The sequence below is a fragment of the Chryseobacterium pennae genome (assembly GCF_003385515.1).
Lineage (GTDB): Bacteria > Bacteroidota > Bacteroidia > Flavobacteriales > Weeksellaceae > Chryseobacterium > Chryseobacterium pennae.
Window position 1 is genome coordinate 105819 of the sequence record NZ_QNVT01000012.1, and the last position, 16219, is coordinate 122037.

Sequence of the window (16219 nt, forward strand, 5' to 3'; positions counted from 1 at the left end):
CATGAAAAAAATACATTATATCATTCTTTTTATCGCAATGTTCTGCACAGCAGGATGCGAAAAATTAATTGAAGTGGATATTCCAAATAACCAGATCGATAAGGAAACGGTATTTAAAGATGTCCAGACTGCCAATGCCGCATTAGCTGCTTTATATGCAGAAGTTTACAAACGTTCTCCCATTGCGGGAGCAGATCTTGAGACTTATTTAAGTGCTTATACTGATGAACTTGAAGACTATACTTCTGTCGCATCAGACAGTCGTGATATCTTTCTAAACCAGCAAACTGACACCAACAGCATTGTTTATAATGTTTGGGCAGCAGCATATAAACATATCTATACAGCTAATTCTATTATGGAAGGTGTTACAGCTTCACCATCAATTGGAAATACCGATAAAAACCGTCTAAGAGGTGAAGCATTACTCATCAGAAGCATTATGTTCTTTTATTTAAACCAACTTTACGGCGATATTCCATATCCTGAAACTACTGATTATAACATTAACAACACTATCAATAAGTCACCATCCGCTCAGGTTCTTTCAAATATTGAACGTGATCTGATCCGGGTATCTGAACTTCTCCAGACAGACTATCGCGATATCGAAAGAATCTACCCGAATAAAATGGTCGCAAAATTCCTCTTAGCAAAAGTATATATTGCAAAGCTGGAGTGGAACAAAGCAGAAACTATTTTAATGGAAATCAGACTGAGTCCATTATATCAACTGGAAACCGATATAAATAAAGTTTTTCAAAAAGCTGGAAAGCATATCCTGTGGCAACTAAAACCTCATAATAACGCGTCTTTACAACAGGCTACGGCTTACTACTTTACTTCATCTGCTCCTAATACCTATGCAATATCAGCACCGTTAATCAATTCATTTCAGTCAAACGACCTACGTCTGCAAAATTGGATAGCGCCCGTAACATTCAACGGAAAAACTTACTATAGGTTAGAAAAGTATAAAAATAGGAACAACACAAATACAAACGAATATGCGATAATCTTCAGGCTTGAAGAAGTCTATCTGTTATTGGCAGAGGTTCTCACTCACGAAAATAAGATTGCGGAAGCCTTACCTTATGTGAATGCGATAAAACAGAGAGCACAACTTACCCCGTTGGCATACCCTATTAATAAAGATAGTTTATTGGATGAAATCCTACTTGAAGACAAACGTGAATTCTTTGCTGAAACCGGACACCGTTTTCTTGATTTAAAAAGAAACGGAAAGCTAAATATACTTCTCTCAGTGAAACCTAACTGGAAAACCTTTCACGATTTCTGGCCTGTTCCTCAAAAGGAAATTCTGCTCAATGCAAATCTAAAACCTCAAAATACAGGCTACTAATGATGATAAATGCATTAAAATTAATATTGTTACTGACAGGACTCCTTTTGACATCCGCTCAGCAGCATGTAGATACCGTAGATAATTGGCGGGCAAAATTTGCTAATCTGTCAGATGTTGTATATCGTTCCAAGAATGCCAAATGGATCGGAATTAAAAAATTGAGCAAGCAGCATGGGGATAGTGTTTATGTTATTAATACGAAAAACCATGCACAAACTGTGTACAGGATAAAGAACTCGCAGCTTACATTTCTAAATGAAGAAGGTGTACTGGCAAACCAGGGACAAAAAGTAATATTTCTCAATCTTCTCACAGGAAAGACCTTCAACTTTGAAAATGTAATTGGGATTTACACACTGGAACAGCAAAACAGCTTTGGATTGTTATTTACCGACCACTATCTCAGGCTCTATGATACTTTTGGAAGACAACTTTTAGAAATTGCCAATGTTGATAATATAACTGCTACCGATTCTAAAAACACAATATATTTCAGTAAACAATATGACGGCAAATCCGAAATCGTAGAAATCACCGGTTCCCAAAAGAAGGTACTTTACCAAACAATAAATAAGATCAGAAAAATGTCTCTTTCAGAATACGGAAAACAACTGATAATTATAGAGACAACTCAAAACAATGATCTGGACAGATTAGTAATTTTCGAGCCCGGAAATTTCAAAAAAAATAAATTGGAGCTTCAGATTCCAAAAAATGCTATTGTCAATTTTTCCACAATACAGAATGGCACTTCATTTCTTATCAGTGCACGCGTTGCCGTTCAGACACAAAAGGCCTCCCTTGTCGATGTCTGGTATGGAAATGACCCTTATGTAAACCAACATTTTAAGATGTTTTCTCAACGGCATTTTTGGATCTGGCGCCATAAAGAAAATAAACTGCAGCATATTCCGGTTCCGCAGAACATTGAAGTAGGATCGATCAACAATGACCGTTATTTCCTGACCTACTTTCCAAGACGGGATCACAACTTCCTTACCAGTGAACCTGAACTCAACGGTGCCCAGATTTACGATCTTAAATCAAATTCATATAAGGATATTGGAGATATCAAGCTCACAAAGCGGACAGGCAAAGAATGGCCACTACTGCTCAACCACTCCATTTATACCTCTTCTGACGGAAAATGGTTTTTAGCAAGCCATGACGGTATAAAATGGTCACTATATCAATCCGACGGAAGCAAAGTAACGGTGATAGAAAAAACAGGTTTGGAACAACCCGTATTCTCGGCGAAATCAGATCATATCTATTTTGAAAGCAGCAATGGGCTCTGGGACTTTAATATCGGACTCAACAAATTAACAGCGCTCAACATAGGAGCAGGAAAAATGACAAAGATCAAGGATTATATTCTTAAAATCAATGATTATACAGCAATTTCGTATTTACCTACAGAAAAGCTTCTGGCCGAAATATATGATCAATATGAAAATGTTACTTCGTATCACCTATTGCAATTCGGGACAAGATCCGAGGTCATTCCGGCAACAAAAAATAGAATTGATAAGTTGATTTATGATCCTGAGATGAAATCCTTTTGTACATTGGAAGAGAATTTCAATCTTCCACCCACACTGTTTTCCTATGGTAAACAAAATAAAAAGACTTTACTATTTGACGGCAATATTATAGACAGCGGAGCAAAAAAAATTAAGCAGGAAGTCTACAGATATCATGCCGCAGGAAAGAACCTCAGCGGTATTCTATTTTATCCGACCGACTTTGATCCAAATAAGATGTACCCCATGATAGTTCGCATTTATGACATGCAGAGGCACCTTTCAAACTCTTATCTTTCGCCCAACAAAATATTTCCGGAAGGTATCCAGATCAGGACTTTACTGGAACGGGGATATTTTGTTTTTCTTCCCGACACTACAGTGGGTGAAAGTGGCCCCGGCGTCTCCGCACTGGAATGTGTACACAATGCACTTGACGCAGTACTGACGAATCCATCTATCGATCACACAAAAATTGCACTCTGCGGACAGTCCTACGGCGGTTATAAAACCAATTTTATCGCCACCCATTCAAACCGTTTTGCTGCTTATTTATCCGGTGCAGGGATCAGTGATTTTATCAATAATTACTATTCCTATAGTATTAACTGGAATAAACCGCTGTATTTCGCATCTGACACATATTATCAGATGGGAACGGCCCCAGCAGATGATAAGGATAGATATCTGAAAAACAACCCCATTCTTAGTGTTGAAAAAATAAGTGCACCGATACTACTATGGGCAGGTAATAAGGATGGAAATGTTCCTTATACACAGACGATGGAATTTTATATAGGACTTAGACGTTATAAAAAAGATGTAGTTGCCTTATTTTATCAAAATGGAGATCATTCATTTCCAGATGGTACGCCCGAACAAATTGACCTGAGTAAAAAAGTACTCGACTGGTTCGACTACTTCCTGCTGGGTAAAGATGATATTGTCTGGATAAATAAACAAATGAAAAAGGATGCCCAGTAGGCATCCTTCTTCATTAATTGATGCTTCTGTGAAGTTGCTCTGAACAGGTAGTTTCATTCAGCTTGAATTTATACAGCTGATTACCTTCAAATGTACAAAGTGTTCCTGGTTGTTCATCACACTCCTGTTGTACCTGAACACATTGGCTTCCTTGAATACGATAAGTTGGCATCGCTTTGGAGCCTAACTTACTGCTGGCATAAGCACCACCAAGTCCCATTGCTACAATAAGACCGGGTAAAAGTAATTTTTTCATGGCTTCATAATTTAATTGGTTATTGCCTACTCTGTTACAGGGTTTTCGGCTAATTCCCTTTTTGGTTCTCCATTATTAACAAGCTGTCCACTTAACAACTTGTTCCGCTGTGTGTCATTTTCAAAAGCACCGTTCCTTATCTTATAACGTTGCAGTTCATTATCTATCAATACATAAAGGTTATGCCCATCAGAAATCATGGAAGACATCCCTTTATTATTTCGATTGCGTATATAAAAACTACCAATATATTGTTGACCATCCGCCCGGTAAACGTCTATAATTGACGAATTTTTCCATGAGCCCGCTGGCTCATGTTTTCCTTTCAGATTTGAACGGTTAAAAATGAGGTTGTCATTTAAGGCAGTAAATTTGTTTACACTATATGGTGGTGCATTCATCTTTATTTTTCCATCAGATAACTTAGTAATTGATATTTGGGCAGTAGTCGTTGTATCGATAGTATTAAGTCTGTGCAATATATTCATGTCATTATCCATCACCAGATACTGATTACGATAGAAATAAGTATATATGATCTTATTTTTTTCAAGATCGGAAATCATTTGTCCATCAACATCAAAAACACCATCAATCTGTTTTTCAAGAATATCATCCTTTAGCTGTACTTTTGGTTCCCTATTAAGATCCAATAAAGCCATAGTGTATTGATTATCGGACCCGCGTTGCGTTCTCAATGCAAATTTCATAGAATCCAACACCACAAGCTGATTAAAAAAGACCTCTCGATAACTAAGTGTATATGCAGTTGAATCTCCAAGCTTTCCACAAAAAATAATAGGGACGGTTCCGTCATATAGATAATAGTTTGGAAATCTCACCTGTAGCAAAACATTCCTGAATGGATGATCTGTGTTATCAAGTGTGATTTTCGTTTGGGAGAGTTTCAGAAGCCCTGTATCGACCTTTGTAATTAATAACGGTGCCGTTAAATTTCCAAGATAAATAGTACCATTTGCCATTCCTGCAAAATAATATGAATTCACCCCCAAATCTAATTTTCCATCCTCCATGACCGGATGCTGAAGGAAACGTCTGGTAAAATTGTTTTCTTTCTTAATAATATGCTCAGAGCTCCGGAAAAGGCCGAATATAATAAGACAACTTAGAATAGTTATGAACCCAGCTAAGCCTAATTCTTTCAAAGCAGCTGTTCCTTTTCTCTTAGCAAGAACGTATAAAGCTGCAATGGCTAATACTAAAAATGCAATATTAAAAATCAAATGCTCGGTCCATCCCAACTTTTCGAGAATACCCCCACAGGAACAAGGTACGAAGTCACTGAAATTCAATATAAGATAAATGTATAAGGTAAAAGCCGACATCAACCCGATAGAGGCTAAAAGTCCCCTTCTATTCCATTGAGGGACCAATAGTAAAATGGCAACGGCAAATTCGACGATTAAAATTGTATAGGAGATTACACCCGCATAAGCACTCAACAATGGTGACTGCGCCAATTGGACCTGAAAATTCTCAAAATCAAACATTTTACTTGCAGCAGCGTAAATAAATAGCAAAGCCAGCAAAATACTTGTTATTTTTATAAAGTGTTTTTTCAAAAATTGTGCAGCCTTCATAATCACTGGTATTGATTATAACAAATTTCGCAAGAATAGGAATATTAGACATTTCGATTAGTAACATTTATATTTCTATTAGTAACATTTATATTTCCATTAGTAATAAAAACATTTCAATTGGTAATATAGCTTATTATAAATGAGCTAGACGAGGTATCGATGGAAGAGCAACGCTATGCTTCAAAAAGATCTTGTACATATTGGGATAGTCAACAAACTTATTTTTAAAAGCGATCTCCTTTAAACTCATTTTAGTAAAAATAATATCAGCCACAGAATCCATCATCTTTTTCTTCAGCAAAAAACTGTAAAAAGTATCTCCAAAATATGTCTTACAATCCTTCTGAAACTGATTATAGTAGAAACCTTTTCGTGCTACCAGATCACGCAACGATTGTTTATTATCAGGATCATATGATTCTAAAATTTCTCTCACATAAGAAACATCATTCGGCATAGCCATTATCACATTTTTAGGTATGTGGAGATCTACAAGATGCATAAAAACTATTTTTTTGTTCTCTAGCTTAATGACACCAGCTATCAGATGTATTTCATCACTATCAGAATATCGAATGTGAACAGGAAGTACATCATTACTGCCAAGGTCTTTCTCAGTGAGCTGCCTGATTACTTTTTGTATTCTTATATCTGAAAAGTTGCTATCCCCAAGATCCGATTCAAAGATGTAATCAACCATAAAAACACCTACGGATAAGAAATTTATCTGATGGAAGAACTTAAAATAAAAATCTGCCAAACTTTTCAAACGGAAAGATAACTGGCTAAGATCAGATAGGTACACAGCGGATTTTACAAAATTCAGCTTGCAAAAAATTGCAATATTGTGCTCTATCATCGAATCTAAGTAGGAAATAAGATATAAATTCATAATTGATCTTATATAAAAGTAAAAAATCAGACCAAGCAGTTTAGCTAGTGTAATGAAAGTGTACTATATAGTATCATATATTGGCCAATTACCTAAACTAATATTTTTTCACTCAATAAAGAAATAAAATTAATATAAAGAAAGCGAAAGGCTTTATAAAGCATAAAACCTAAAATTAATTGTAACAAAAAAAAGGGCAGTCCAAAGACTGCCCGGGGCATATTTTCATTGTGGTAGTGTAGGTTATTTCTTATCGCAAAAATAACAATTAATCCGCGATCTCAAAAATATCGCGGATCGGACCGAACTTCCTACTATTAAATTGTAGCGAAATCTGCTTCTCATTTCCGAAAGTATCAACTACCCATATATCAACACTTTGCGACACAGTTGATTCCGAAGTATAATATAACCTAAACTCTTTGGCCGGAATGGGATAAAAATCATTGGGCAGGAATTGTTTGCCACCCAGATACCCTAACGTCCCCTGACCATCATTCTGAAAATATCTGATCCGGTACTGATTTGCTGCGTAATTACCATCTGCGGTAATAGATATGCGTATCTCAGCTGTTTCCCCCAAATAAAGGGCTTTGGGTACGGGCATGACTTTCACCTCAAATGGAAAGTTTTCCTCAATGTCTAAATTATCTTTGCTACAACCGGATAGTACTATCGTACCGATAATCATCATAATACCCAATAGTAATGTCCCAAATGACATTGAACTGTAATAAACCAATAATTGCTTCATAATTGTTTTTCTCTTTAAAAGTTAATACGGAAACCTGCTCCTGCGCCCGGCCGGAACTGTTCCAGATCCGTTCCCCAGAGAACTTTAAGTTTTCCCTGTAGCAGGAACACAATACGATCTGAAAGATAGGTCTCAATAGATAGCCTTCCTCCTGCTCCATAAACAAACTGATTCTGATCTTCTAATCTGGCTCCATCAAATAATATATTCTCACCCTTGTTCACGATTTCATAGCCAGCGGCTGCTGTAACACCTAAATTCAATGTGATGAATTTCCGTTTATCTGAAAGGAGCTGTTTACTAAATCCTAATTCCCCCATATAACTATCTACCGGAACATTCCATTGCCTAAAAGCTATATTCCTTCTTTGATATTCCCCTCCCCAGATCCAATAGTTCCCATGCCTTCCGAAGCTGTTCACAGTAAGATTGAGATAATAATTTCCGTTTACTTCCTTACTGTCCAGAATCCCAACAGTCACCTCAACAGCTTTCTGTTTATACACCATCCGTTGTGCGTAGCCACTAACGCTGATCAACAACATTAATAGTATGATTACATGTTTTTTCATAGAATCATTTTTATTTATTATACTGAATGTTCATTTCTGAAATGGGCTTCGCATTGATCAGATCGGAATTCTCGACCTCCAATACCTGATTGCGTCCACCATTTTTTTCGAAAAGCTCAATACGCAATATTTGATCATCGCTGATCGTAAACTGATCTAATAGGGAAACATTAGAAGCAGTGAAGTGATCTGGGATCTGTAGTATTTCCGGATACTGCCGAAGTGCCTGTAACAACCTTTCCTGACTAACTGTCCTTTTGGCAATCTGCTTATCCACGATCTTGAACGTACAGAAATCTATGACAAATGGAACATTTGATTTATTCTTAATTTCAGTATGTAGGTAGAATTTTCCGTTATGAACATAAAGTCCTTTTAATAAATATTGAATACCATACGCTTTAGAAGCTATATGACGAATATATCTCCTGTTTTCGTGGTAGACTGTTTTAATTACGGCCTCTGTTAGTGATGGTGGATTAAATCCCAGCTCTTCAAATTGAACACTATTCACACTATTGCGCTCACCTTCCTGCTGCATTTTTTTTAAATCGTAACTCAACGCTGGCGGATCCGCATTATAAAGAACATTGAAAGAATAAAATTTGCCATCTTCTGTTATGACGCTGAAGTTGGTTTCTTCTGTGAAGTCCCTTACTGCGGCTTTTATCCTTAGCACATTCTGAGCATCTTCCGCCTTCTCAGCAGAGAGATATTCTGAGCCAAGATCTGTATATCTGATAGCCATTGGAAAAATAAGATGCGTTGTTTTATTATAGGTAACTTCAAGACGATAGGGTTCCACCCTTCCAGTCTCTAAGGACTGCTGTCCGAACGTTTTAAAGAATAGTCCAGCAAACAGGACGATCATAAGTATTTTCTTGATTGATTTCATTTTTTCGTTTTTTTTATAATTACTTTTTCGCAACCAGCAAAACCTGATGACCAGCTTTCAGCGTTACTTTCATTGCCCGCAATTTCTTGGAAAAATATCCCGAAACTCCCTGCATCAATCCTCGGCTCAGATCACCGATCACCTGCTGTCCCGTAGATCTGGACATTGAGATATTCATACCCGAACTCTGACTCATATTTGCAGCAATCTCACCGGCAGCATTCATTTCATCAGATCTGGGAACCGAAAGACCAGGTTGACCATCAACATCATAAACCCATATTTCTACAGGAAGGATATTCCCGGCTACCTCAATGGAAGAAATTTTTAGCTGTAAGCGATTTCCCTGAAACTTAGCACCTGCTACAACAATATTGCCCTTTGGGATCGTATGACCGTCGACCAGAGCAGTTTCCTGAAGTCTCAGTTTCACATTACCCTCACCATTAACGGTCTGTGTTTCCAGTACTTTCGCTGGTATACTGTTCTTGATGACACGGCTCTGTGAGATACCCCCAACAGTAAAAAATGGTCTTCTCTGCAAACCCCAATCCGCCTCATATCCACCTTCCTTATCCCGCGCAAGCATCGATACAACGTCCTTTCTCTCATTTGCTACAGTAGCTAGCCTCTCCTTTTCAGGTAAAGTCCGGGCATTCTTCTTAATCATTGAATCCATTTCTGAAGTAGATGTTGTAACCGTAGGAGGTTGACTTCCGGTAGGTAGATACTTTGATGCCATCTCATAACTTTTCTCCATTAAAGCCAACTGATCTTTCATTGTAGGACCAGCAGGCACATCTTTTTCTGATAGTTTTTCCTGCAATTGATCGACCTTTCGACGCAATTCAAGCTTCTCCCTGTCATCATCCCGATAGAAAGCTCCCAGGGTACTTTGCGCATTCTGATAGCTCGTAAGCGATCGGTTTTGATATCCTGTACTTCCGGTCCCCGCTAAATTTTGAGCCGATCGGCTATCATTTGAACCGACCTCCTGCGTAGCATTACTATCATTACTGTTCCAATAATCTGAGAGGGACATCAACGAATTGCGTTTGACTGCATCACGCTCCTCCATCATTTCCTTTTCATAAGCCTTTTGTTTGTCCGCCTGTAATCCCTTGTCGCTGGCCTCCGGAACTGCATTCTTTAGCCCGTTATCCTTATTTAAATTGTCCTCCCCTTTAGGTTTAAAAATCATGTACAGACAGGCAATGAATACAATACCCATTAAAACAAAAATCACAGGTTTTTTCAATCTTTCTCTTACAGTAAGATCCTTACCCTTGTTATCGGTAGACGCTTCATCGTCGTCAACAATTAGGCTTATCCTTTTCTTATTATTCTCTTTCTCTTCCATTTTCTTGATTTTTATTTCTGTTAATTTCTGTTTCATTGCTTACAGAAGCGTCTTGCATGAGCGGAGGAGCTTCAATATGCTTTATTGATATATTATTATTCTCCTTCCCCAGATCATAACAGACCTTGACAAGAACACCGATCCCAATTATCAGGTAACATGCGAAGAGGATAATGACATAACGGACCTGCGTTCTGAGCGGCAATGCCTGCCATTTGTTGTCGAGTTTATCGAGCTCTTGCTCTATTGTCGTTCTTATATTTTTCATAAAATTCCCTATTTAAGTTTAATGTCTTCTTATGGGCGGGGCGTACCTTTAACGTTCAACGACCTCCTCGTCTTTATTGGACAGGACAGCAAATTTTAAAATCTGAAAGCCTTGCGGATTACTGTCCGATCGAACACTGTTCAGAAGATTGCAAGTAGTTACAAGACTTCTCCGTGTCAGATTACTGGATCTGATAATAAACTGCTTTGCGTATGTCGTCGCTGAATATGGGTAAGAATTAAAATTGCATACTACACTATCCACCTCAATACGCTGTTGTACATTACCCGAGATGATCCGATTGTAATAGCCTTTTTCCGAAAGATCGCTGTAATAATCGAATGCGGTTTTATCGGCAAGATCAAAGGCCCTTTTCATATTACTTTCAATTGCAGCTTTGTCCGGAGCAAGTGTAAAAAAAAGCTCATGAAATCTCCTCACATGCTCCCTGGCCTCAACAGGCCTATTGATAGAGGCGTCCTGTGATAGCGCAAGCATCAATGACTTCCCCTGGTCGAGTACGTACACCTTTTCCCGTTGGACAAGCGCAAAAGCATAAGATTTCCAAACTGCAAATCCCGTTATTCCAAAACATAGCAGAGCGAAAACAATAGCATATAGCCTGATTTGCTTAAAGCTGTTCTCAATGTTTCTTAATGTCTTAAACTCCATGATCAATTGCTTTTTTGTCCACCACTTTTATTATCAAGTAATTCTCCACCGATATTGCCCACAACAGCACCTGCTGCCGCTGCCCCTACGTTTCCGGTACGCATTGCCGCCTGACTGACGTTACGGGTAAAGTTTCCTGCGCCACCTGCCTGAATGATCCAGCTGGTAACAGTGGGCACAGTAAAATATCCCACGATCCCTATTATCATGAAAATAAGATAGATACTGTTTTCAGGGTCAGGAACGAAGTTCGGGTCACTGAGCAGTTCGATATCCCGACCAATGCTCAAGGCGTTAATCTTTGCAAGCATTGCGCTGAAAAGATCTGCTACAGGGAGCCAGAGATAAACGCTGATATATCGTGTGAGCCATTGTGTTAATGTACTCTGAAAACCGTCCCAGACAGCGATCCCAAAGGCTATCGGTCCCAAAATGGAAAGCACGATTAAAAAAAATGTCCTGATCGTATCCACAACTAAAGCCGCCGCCTGAAAAAGCAATTCAAGGACTTCCCGTAGCTGCTGTTTAATCTCCTGTTTCAATTGGTAGACTGCTTGATCTCTGTACATACTGACCATTGTTGCTATGTCCTCAAACCCCCAGCCCAGGTCATCCAGTTTTTTATCAAACTCTTCATCTGAGACCAGATAGGCTGTAGCAGGATTCCTAAGCATTGCCTCGCGTTCCAATTCATCCTTTTGTTGCTGTAACTTATTCAGGTCTAATACCTGACCTTCAAGCATACTATGTGTTCCCTGTACAATCGGACTCAAAACACCATTGATCGTTCCCAAAACAACCGTGGGAAAGAACATAATGCACAAACCGATAGCGAAAGGCCTTAATAACGGAAAAACGTCAATTGGTTCTGCCCTGGCCAGGGCCTGCCATACTTTTAATGCAACGTAAAATAGTGCTCCAAGGCCCGCTATCCCTTTTGCTACGACCGCCATTGTTTCAGACATGGGCAGCATCTCATCGTAAAGACCCCGTAGGATCTCATGTAGATTATTAAATTCCATAACAGTAGGAGGTTTAGTTACCAATATTTTTGATTTGCGGTTCCATATAAATCCATGACCCTTTTCGTATCATTCTGCTTTCTGGCCCGAAGAATGCTGACGGAGATATTTTTATTGGTATAGTACTTTACAAGACTATGATATTCCTTCACTTCTTTGTAAACACGGTCAATGATCTCCATTCTTTCTTTGTCGTTTAGTGATAGGCTTGTAGACGTAACAATCTGTTTTAGTTCTTTGAGCAGTTCAGTACTCTCATTAAGCAGTGCCGCATAACCATTTCCGATGGCAACAAGTTCTGCAGGGGAAAAATTCTTGTCGTTTAGCATCCTACCGAAATTGTTCACATACAGATTGCTTACATCTCCCACAAGCAAAACTGTCTGCTGCACCTTTCTCGCATCCTTGACAAGATTGTTGATCGCCTTGAGCTTATCATAGTATTCCTTCCCCTGTTCATACACTTTCTTAACCTCATTGAAGTTCTTGACGACATTAGATACCGTACTTGAAGTCTGCACAATTTCATTGGCAGAGTTCAATATCCCCGAAGCCAAATTTGTAGGGTCCGTCACCACCCACTGCGCATTTGCTTTTTGCGATAAGATCATTGTTAAGACCATTACCGCTGTAATCATAAAATTTTTCATTTTCTAAATTTTTAGGATTGTTATTAAAGAATTTAATTGTCCTCTTTTGATAGACCTTTGATCTTTCGTAAGGAGATTTTCTTGATCGCTGCTTCAACATCGCCGCCCATTTCATGTGCCAAATCCATTACCTCCATTTTCTCAGATTCCTCTGTTGTGTAGGCTAGATATTCCTGCACACTCACTTCCGTTGCATAGACTGCGGAATGCGTTCCACCCAACCCGATCCACACCTCCTTGTATTTTCGATTTGGATCGTTGTCCTGATTGATGGATAGAATCTGGGATTTTTCACGTTCAGTCAGTCCGAGCATTTTCTGGATGTCATCAAATTTATTGGCGTACTTCCGCTGGTCAAGCAGAATCTTACAGTCTGAATTATTGATGATACTTTCGCGAACAATCGGTGAGTGAATGATATCATCAATTTCCTGAGTCACAACCGTAGCCTCACCAAAAAACTTCCTGACTGTTTTGAATAAATACTTCAGATATTCCGCCATTCCGGCCGTTGCAATCGCTTTCCAGGCCTCTTCAATGAGTATCATCTTGCGTATTCCTTTAAGCGTACGCATCTTATTGATAAAGACTTCCATTATGATAATCGTTACCACAGGGAACAAAATTTTGTGGTCTTTAATCTGATCGATCTCGAATACAATGAAGCGCTTATTAAGAAGATCCAGCTCCTTATCCGAATTTAGCAGATAGTCGTATTCTCCTCCCCGATAGTAAGGTTCCAGAACGTTCAGGAAATTTGCCAGGTCAAAGTCCTTTTCCCGTACTTCTTTATCTTGTAGAACCTTTCTATAATCTCCTTTCACGTATTCATAAAAACCATTAAAGCATGGAGCTTCATCACTATTCTTAATCCTTTCGATATATCCGGACACTGCATTGGACAATGCTACTTCCTCGCTGCGCTTCGGGGCTTCATCATCACGCTTCCATAGTGTCATGATCAAGGTCTTGATACTCTCGCGTTTTTCAATATCGAACACATTATCGTCGGTAAAGAACGGGTTGAATGAAATCGGATTCTCTTCGGTATAAGTAAAATAAATCCCGTCCTTTCCTTTTGTTTTTCCTTTGATTAATTCGCATAGTCCCTGATAAGAATTACCCGTATCAACCAATAGCACATGAGCACCCTGCTCATAATACTGTCTCACCAGATGATTGGTGAAGAATGATTTTCCACTTCCATTTTTTGGGTGGGTTGGCGGGCTACTCAGTTAAGAATAGCCCGCCAACCCCCGGAAGGCCCGCAGATAAAACGGTTACGATTGGTTATAATCCCCTTTTTCATGGGGAGATCACTAATATCTACATGTACCGGCTTTCCAGTGAGCCTGTCGGCAAGCTTGATCCCAAATGGGCTCAATGAATCCTGATAATTGGTCTCCGCTGTAAAAAAACATAGCGCCGGTTCAATAAAAGTATAGAAGGATTCTTCTGACGGGAAATCTCCGGCGTTACCAGGAATTGCAGACCAGAATAAAGTCGCTGCATCGGTGGTATTATGCCGGGGCTTGCAATCCATTAGTGCGAGGGCACTTCCGACCTCATTTTTAACTGCTCGCAGCTCTTCCCTATCCTCTGACCACGCAAAGACATTAAAATGCGCCCGGATGGACGGAGAACCTAAAGAATGCGCCTCGTTTAGATATCGCTCAATCCATTCCCTGTTTATCTGGTTGGCGCGACTGAATCTGGCCAACGAATGCATATTACGGGCTGACTTTTCAAATCTTCTCAGGTTATCCGAACTATTGTCAATAAATAAATACTGGTTGTAGATATGGTCACAATTGAGCATCAATCCAACAGGGCTGGCAAATGAGATCATACAATCACTCCTATCAGTTGATAGAGAGTCATAGCGCAACGATTCAGAAACTGCATTGGGAAGATCCTCAGTATCTGACAATGTATGGAGAACCATTTTTTTATTACCGATACGGATTTCCTCGGCGCCCAGTCCAAGATCCTGTAGGACGTTATTTTCTCTTGACAACGTAAAATACTGTTCCAGCAAACCTTTCGTATTATCTGTTCCAATGATGTCATCTTCAGAAAGGCGCTGCATCTTCACAGACCCATCATTCATTATCCTTTCAAACTGCGCAACCGTTTCAAAAAAACGACGCATTCCATCCCTATCTTTTATTTCTTTCGGAATCAGATTACCTTTGCAAAGCGTACTGAAGTTGCTCTGCATCCGCATCCTGTCTTTAGTTGTCCTGGTTAAGAACAGGTAACAATAATGGTTAAGAAAGGGCCTTTCATTAAAATGCATCTGAAACGAACGAGAAAGGAAGCTGTGCTCCTTCCCTTCGATATCTGGCTGATAGTTCTCTTTTAAATACCAGTCCTGCTTATGGATAATCGTAAAATCGGGAAGTGTCCTGATGGCCTTAGCCCAGCTGGAATGGATTGCCTCATAAGCATCTGATGTTATTGTGAAAATTTCAGGGAGCTCAATACGAAAACAGGCGGTTATGTCTCCTTCTTTGGAAATAATGCAATTGTTTTCCACCGATAATATTGGAAATCGACTTTCCAGGGTTGTAGTTCTACTTAGATTTCTCATTTCTTACCGATTTTTGATAATTTCTGAGGTAACTCTGAATTGGTTTGCGCGAGATTATGTACTCAGGATGTCTACGTTTTGCAGCAATCTTCATCAATCCATGTTCACCAAATTTTGCGTTCAGGGCGAAGGTCTTCCAGATGATTATCGAAGCAGCGATAATTCCAATGGATAGGCACAGATAAGGGGGTAGGCCCAACATATAAAGAATCATTACCAGTAATAAAATACTGAGTAGCCCACCTGCGAATATGAACAGGTACTGTGCTTTTAGCCCCTTGAATTCTACGGTTCTTCCAATTCCCTTATTTATTTTGTACTGCATAACCCGGTTGTTTAAAGGAAGAATGAACGTAGGATGGTTGCAGCAACGATCAGGAAAATACATGCGCCAAACCAGCTGGCGGCAGTTTTACTGGTGTCAGGGTCTCCACTACTGAACTTATTATAAACCTTGACGCCCCCTATCAATCCTACTACTGCGCCTATCGCATAAATCAATTTTGTGGCTGGATCAAAATAGGACGTTACCATCTGCGTAGCTTCCTGAATACCTGCAGCTCCATTGCCCTGTGCAAATACTAGATTGGATAGGCATAAGCAAAATATCGCACCTAGCAAGACTTTTTTTCGTTTTGAATTTTTCATGTTTCAATACTTTTTAGTTAACAATACCCGCGCTCAGCGGCTTGAAAACAAAGGTGTTGCGACATGTGACCGGAATTGAACCAAGTGGTATGGGAGGTACTCAATTTGCCTATAGCTTCCTAACCGGTAGTTTATTCCACAAAAAAACCAGACAAATGAT

General features: G+C 39.2%; 15 protein-coding genes and 1 pseudogene. 2 read left to right on the plus strand and 14 right to left on the minus strand.

Translation table 11 applies throughout. The features are described from left to right. Position 1: 1 nt before the first annotated feature. Complete coding sequence (locus DRF65_RS13930) at positions 2-1363, plus strand: RagB/SusD family nutrient uptake outer membrane protein (protein ID WP_115971370.1); 1362 nt, start codon at positions 2-4, stop codon at positions 1361-1363. Beyond that, the gene (locus DRF65_RS13935; protein ID WP_115971371.1) at positions 1363-3873 is read left to right on the plus strand and encodes an alpha/beta hydrolase family protein; all 2511 of its coding nucleotides are present in this window, start codon (positions 1363-1365) and stop codon (positions 3871-3873) included. The genes DRF65_RS13930 and DRF65_RS13935 overlap by 1 nt, the downstream gene beginning before the upstream one ends. A 13-nt stretch (positions 3874-3886) precedes the next feature. Here the strand turns inward: DRF65_RS13935 and DRF65_RS13940 are convergent, their stop codons facing one another. The 14 genes and pseudogenes from DRF65_RS13940 to DRF65_RS14005 all read right to left on the minus strand — a co-directional run bounded on the left by DRF65_RS13940 (position 3887) and on the right by DRF65_RS14005 (position 16059). Then, positions 3887-4129 carry a DUF6520 family protein gene (locus DRF65_RS13940; RefSeq protein ID WP_123947351.1) on the minus strand — a complete coding sequence of 81 codons (243 nt, stop codon included), beginning with the start codon at positions 4127-4129 and terminating at the stop codon, positions 3887-3889. Between the two features lie 26 nt (positions 4130-4155). Then, positions 4156-5730 (minus strand): DoxX family protein, encoded by a 1575-nt coding sequence (locus tag DRF65_RS13945; RefSeq protein WP_185148467.1) that lies wholly within the window; start codon positions 5728-5730, stop codon positions 4156-4158. Between the two features lie 136 nt (positions 5731-5866). Beyond that, the gene (locus DRF65_RS13950; protein WP_115971373.1) at positions 5867-6625 is read right to left on the minus strand and encodes a helix-turn-helix transcriptional regulator; all 759 of its coding nucleotides are present in this window, start codon (positions 6623-6625) and stop codon (positions 5867-5869) included. A 268-nt stretch (positions 6626-6893) separates the two neighbouring features. Then, complete coding sequence (locus tag DRF65_RS13955) at positions 6894-7379, minus strand: DUF3872 domain-containing protein (RefSeq protein WP_115971374.1); 486 nt, start codon at positions 7377-7379, stop codon at positions 6894-6896. Between the two features lie 14 nt (positions 7380-7393). After that, the gene (locus DRF65_RS13960) at positions 7394-7951 is read right to left on the minus strand and encodes a conjugal transfer protein TraO (protein ID WP_115971375.1); all 558 of its coding nucleotides are present in this window, start codon (positions 7949-7951) and stop codon (positions 7394-7396) included. A 10-nt stretch (positions 7952-7961) separates the two neighbouring features. After that, positions 7962-8846, minus strand: coding sequence for a conjugative transposon protein TraN (gene traN, locus DRF65_RS13965; RefSeq protein ID WP_115971416.1), 885 nt, complete (start codon positions 8844-8846; stop codon positions 7962-7964). A gap of 19 nt (positions 8847-8865) precedes the next feature. Continuing rightward, positions 8866-10206, minus strand: a complete 1341-nt coding sequence (gene traM / locus DRF65_RS13970; protein ID WP_115971417.1) for a conjugative transposon protein TraM — start codon at positions 10204-10206, stop codon at positions 8866-8868. After that, positions 10187-10474 carry a nitrogen regulatory IIA protein gene (locus DRF65_RS13975; protein WP_115971376.1) on the minus strand — a complete coding sequence of 96 codons (288 nt, stop codon included), beginning with the start codon at positions 10472-10474 and terminating at the stop codon, positions 10187-10189. Before DRF65_RS13975 ends, traM begins: the two co-directional genes overlap by 20 nt. 48 nt (positions 10475-10522) lie before the next feature. Continuing rightward, entirely contained in the window at positions 10523-11146 is a 624-nt protein-coding gene (gene traK, locus DRF65_RS13980; RefSeq protein WP_115971377.1) for a conjugative transposon protein TraK, read from the minus strand. 2 nt (positions 11147-11148) lie between these two features. Continuing rightward, positions 11149-12168: a conjugative transposon protein TraJ gene (gene traJ, locus DRF65_RS13985; RefSeq protein ID WP_115971418.1), complete on the minus strand. Its 1020-nt coding sequence runs from the start codon at positions 12166-12168 to the stop codon at positions 11149-11151. A 17-nt stretch (positions 12169-12185) separates the two neighbouring features. Continuing rightward, positions 12186-12818, minus strand: a complete 633-nt coding sequence (locus DRF65_RS13990) for a DUF4141 domain-containing protein (RefSeq protein WP_115971378.1) — start codon at positions 12816-12818, stop codon at positions 12186-12188. Positions 12819-12850: 32 nt separating this feature from the next. Further along, positions 12851-15411: pseudogene (locus tag DRF65_RS13995) on the minus strand (TraG family conjugative transposon ATPase). Continuing rightward, a complete protein-coding gene (locus DRF65_RS14000; RefSeq protein ID WP_115971379.1) occupies positions 15395-15736 on the minus strand; it encodes a DUF4133 domain-containing protein in 342 nt (113 codons plus the stop codon). Before DRF65_RS14000 ends, DRF65_RS13995 begins: the two are co-directional and overlap by 17 nt. 11 nt (positions 15737-15747) lie before the next feature. Further along, a complete protein-coding gene (locus tag DRF65_RS14005) occupies positions 15748-16059 on the minus strand; it encodes a DUF4134 domain-containing protein (protein WP_115971380.1) in 312 nt (103 codons plus the stop codon). Positions 16060-16219: the final 160 nt, after the last annotated feature.

What these genes read in the sequence shown, in the direction of transcription:
- DRF65_RS13960 (WP_115971375.1), bottom strand. Translation starts at nt 7,951, where the DNA reads ATGAAAAAACATGTAATCATACTATTAATGTTGTTGATCAGCGTTAGT.
- DRF65_RS13940 (WP_123947351.1), bottom strand. Translation starts at nt 4,129, where the DNA reads ATGAAAAAATTACTTTTACCCGGTCTTATTGTAGCAATGGGACTTGGT.
- DRF65_RS14005 (WP_115971380.1), bottom strand. Translation starts at nt 16,059, where the DNA reads ATGAAAAATTCAAAACGAAAAAAAGTCTTGCTAGGTGCGATATTTTGC.
- DRF65_RS13955 (WP_115971374.1), bottom strand. Translation starts at nt 7,379, where the DNA reads ATGAAGCAATTATTGGTTTATTACAGTTCAATGTCATTTGGGACATTA.
- DRF65_RS13945 (WP_185148467.1), bottom strand. Translation starts at nt 5,730, where the DNA reads ATGAAGGCTGCACAATTTTTGAAAAAACACTTTATAAAAATAACAAGT.
- DRF65_RS13930 (WP_115971370.1), top strand. Translation starts at nt 2, where the DNA reads ATGAAAAAAATACATTATATCATTCTTTTTATCGCAATGTTCTGCACA.
- traK (WP_115971377.1), bottom strand. Translation starts at nt 11,146, where the DNA reads ATGGAGTTTAAGACATTAAGAAACATTGAGAACAGCTTTAAGCAAATC.
- traN (WP_115971416.1), bottom strand. Translation starts at nt 8,846, where the DNA reads ATGAAATCAATCAAGAAAATACTTATGATCGTCCTGTTTGCTGGACTA.
- DRF65_RS13975 (WP_115971376.1), bottom strand. Translation starts at nt 10,474, where the DNA reads ATGAAAAATATAAGAACGACAATAGAGCAAGAGCTCGATAAACTCGAC.
- DRF65_RS14000 (WP_115971379.1), bottom strand. Translation starts at nt 15,736, where the DNA reads ATGCAGTACAAAATAAATAAGGGAATTGGAAGAACCGTAGAATTCAAG.
- DRF65_RS13950 (WP_115971373.1), bottom strand. Translation starts at nt 6,625, where the DNA reads ATGAATTTATATCTTATTTCCTACTTAGATTCGATGATAGAGCACAAT.
- DRF65_RS13935 (WP_115971371.1), top strand. Translation starts at nt 1,363, where the DNA reads ATGATGATAAATGCATTAAAATTAATATTGTTACTGACAGGACTCCTT.
- traJ (WP_115971418.1), bottom strand. Translation starts at nt 12,168, where the DNA reads ATGGAATTTAATAATCTACATGAGATCCTACGGGGTCTTTACGATGAG.
- DRF65_RS13990 (WP_115971378.1), bottom strand. Translation starts at nt 12,818, where the DNA reads ATGAAAAATTTTATGATTACAGCGGTAATGGTCTTAACAATGATCTTA.
- traM (WP_115971417.1), bottom strand. Translation starts at nt 10,206, where the DNA reads ATGGAAGAGAAAGAGAATAATAAGAAAAGGATAAGCCTAATTGTTGAC.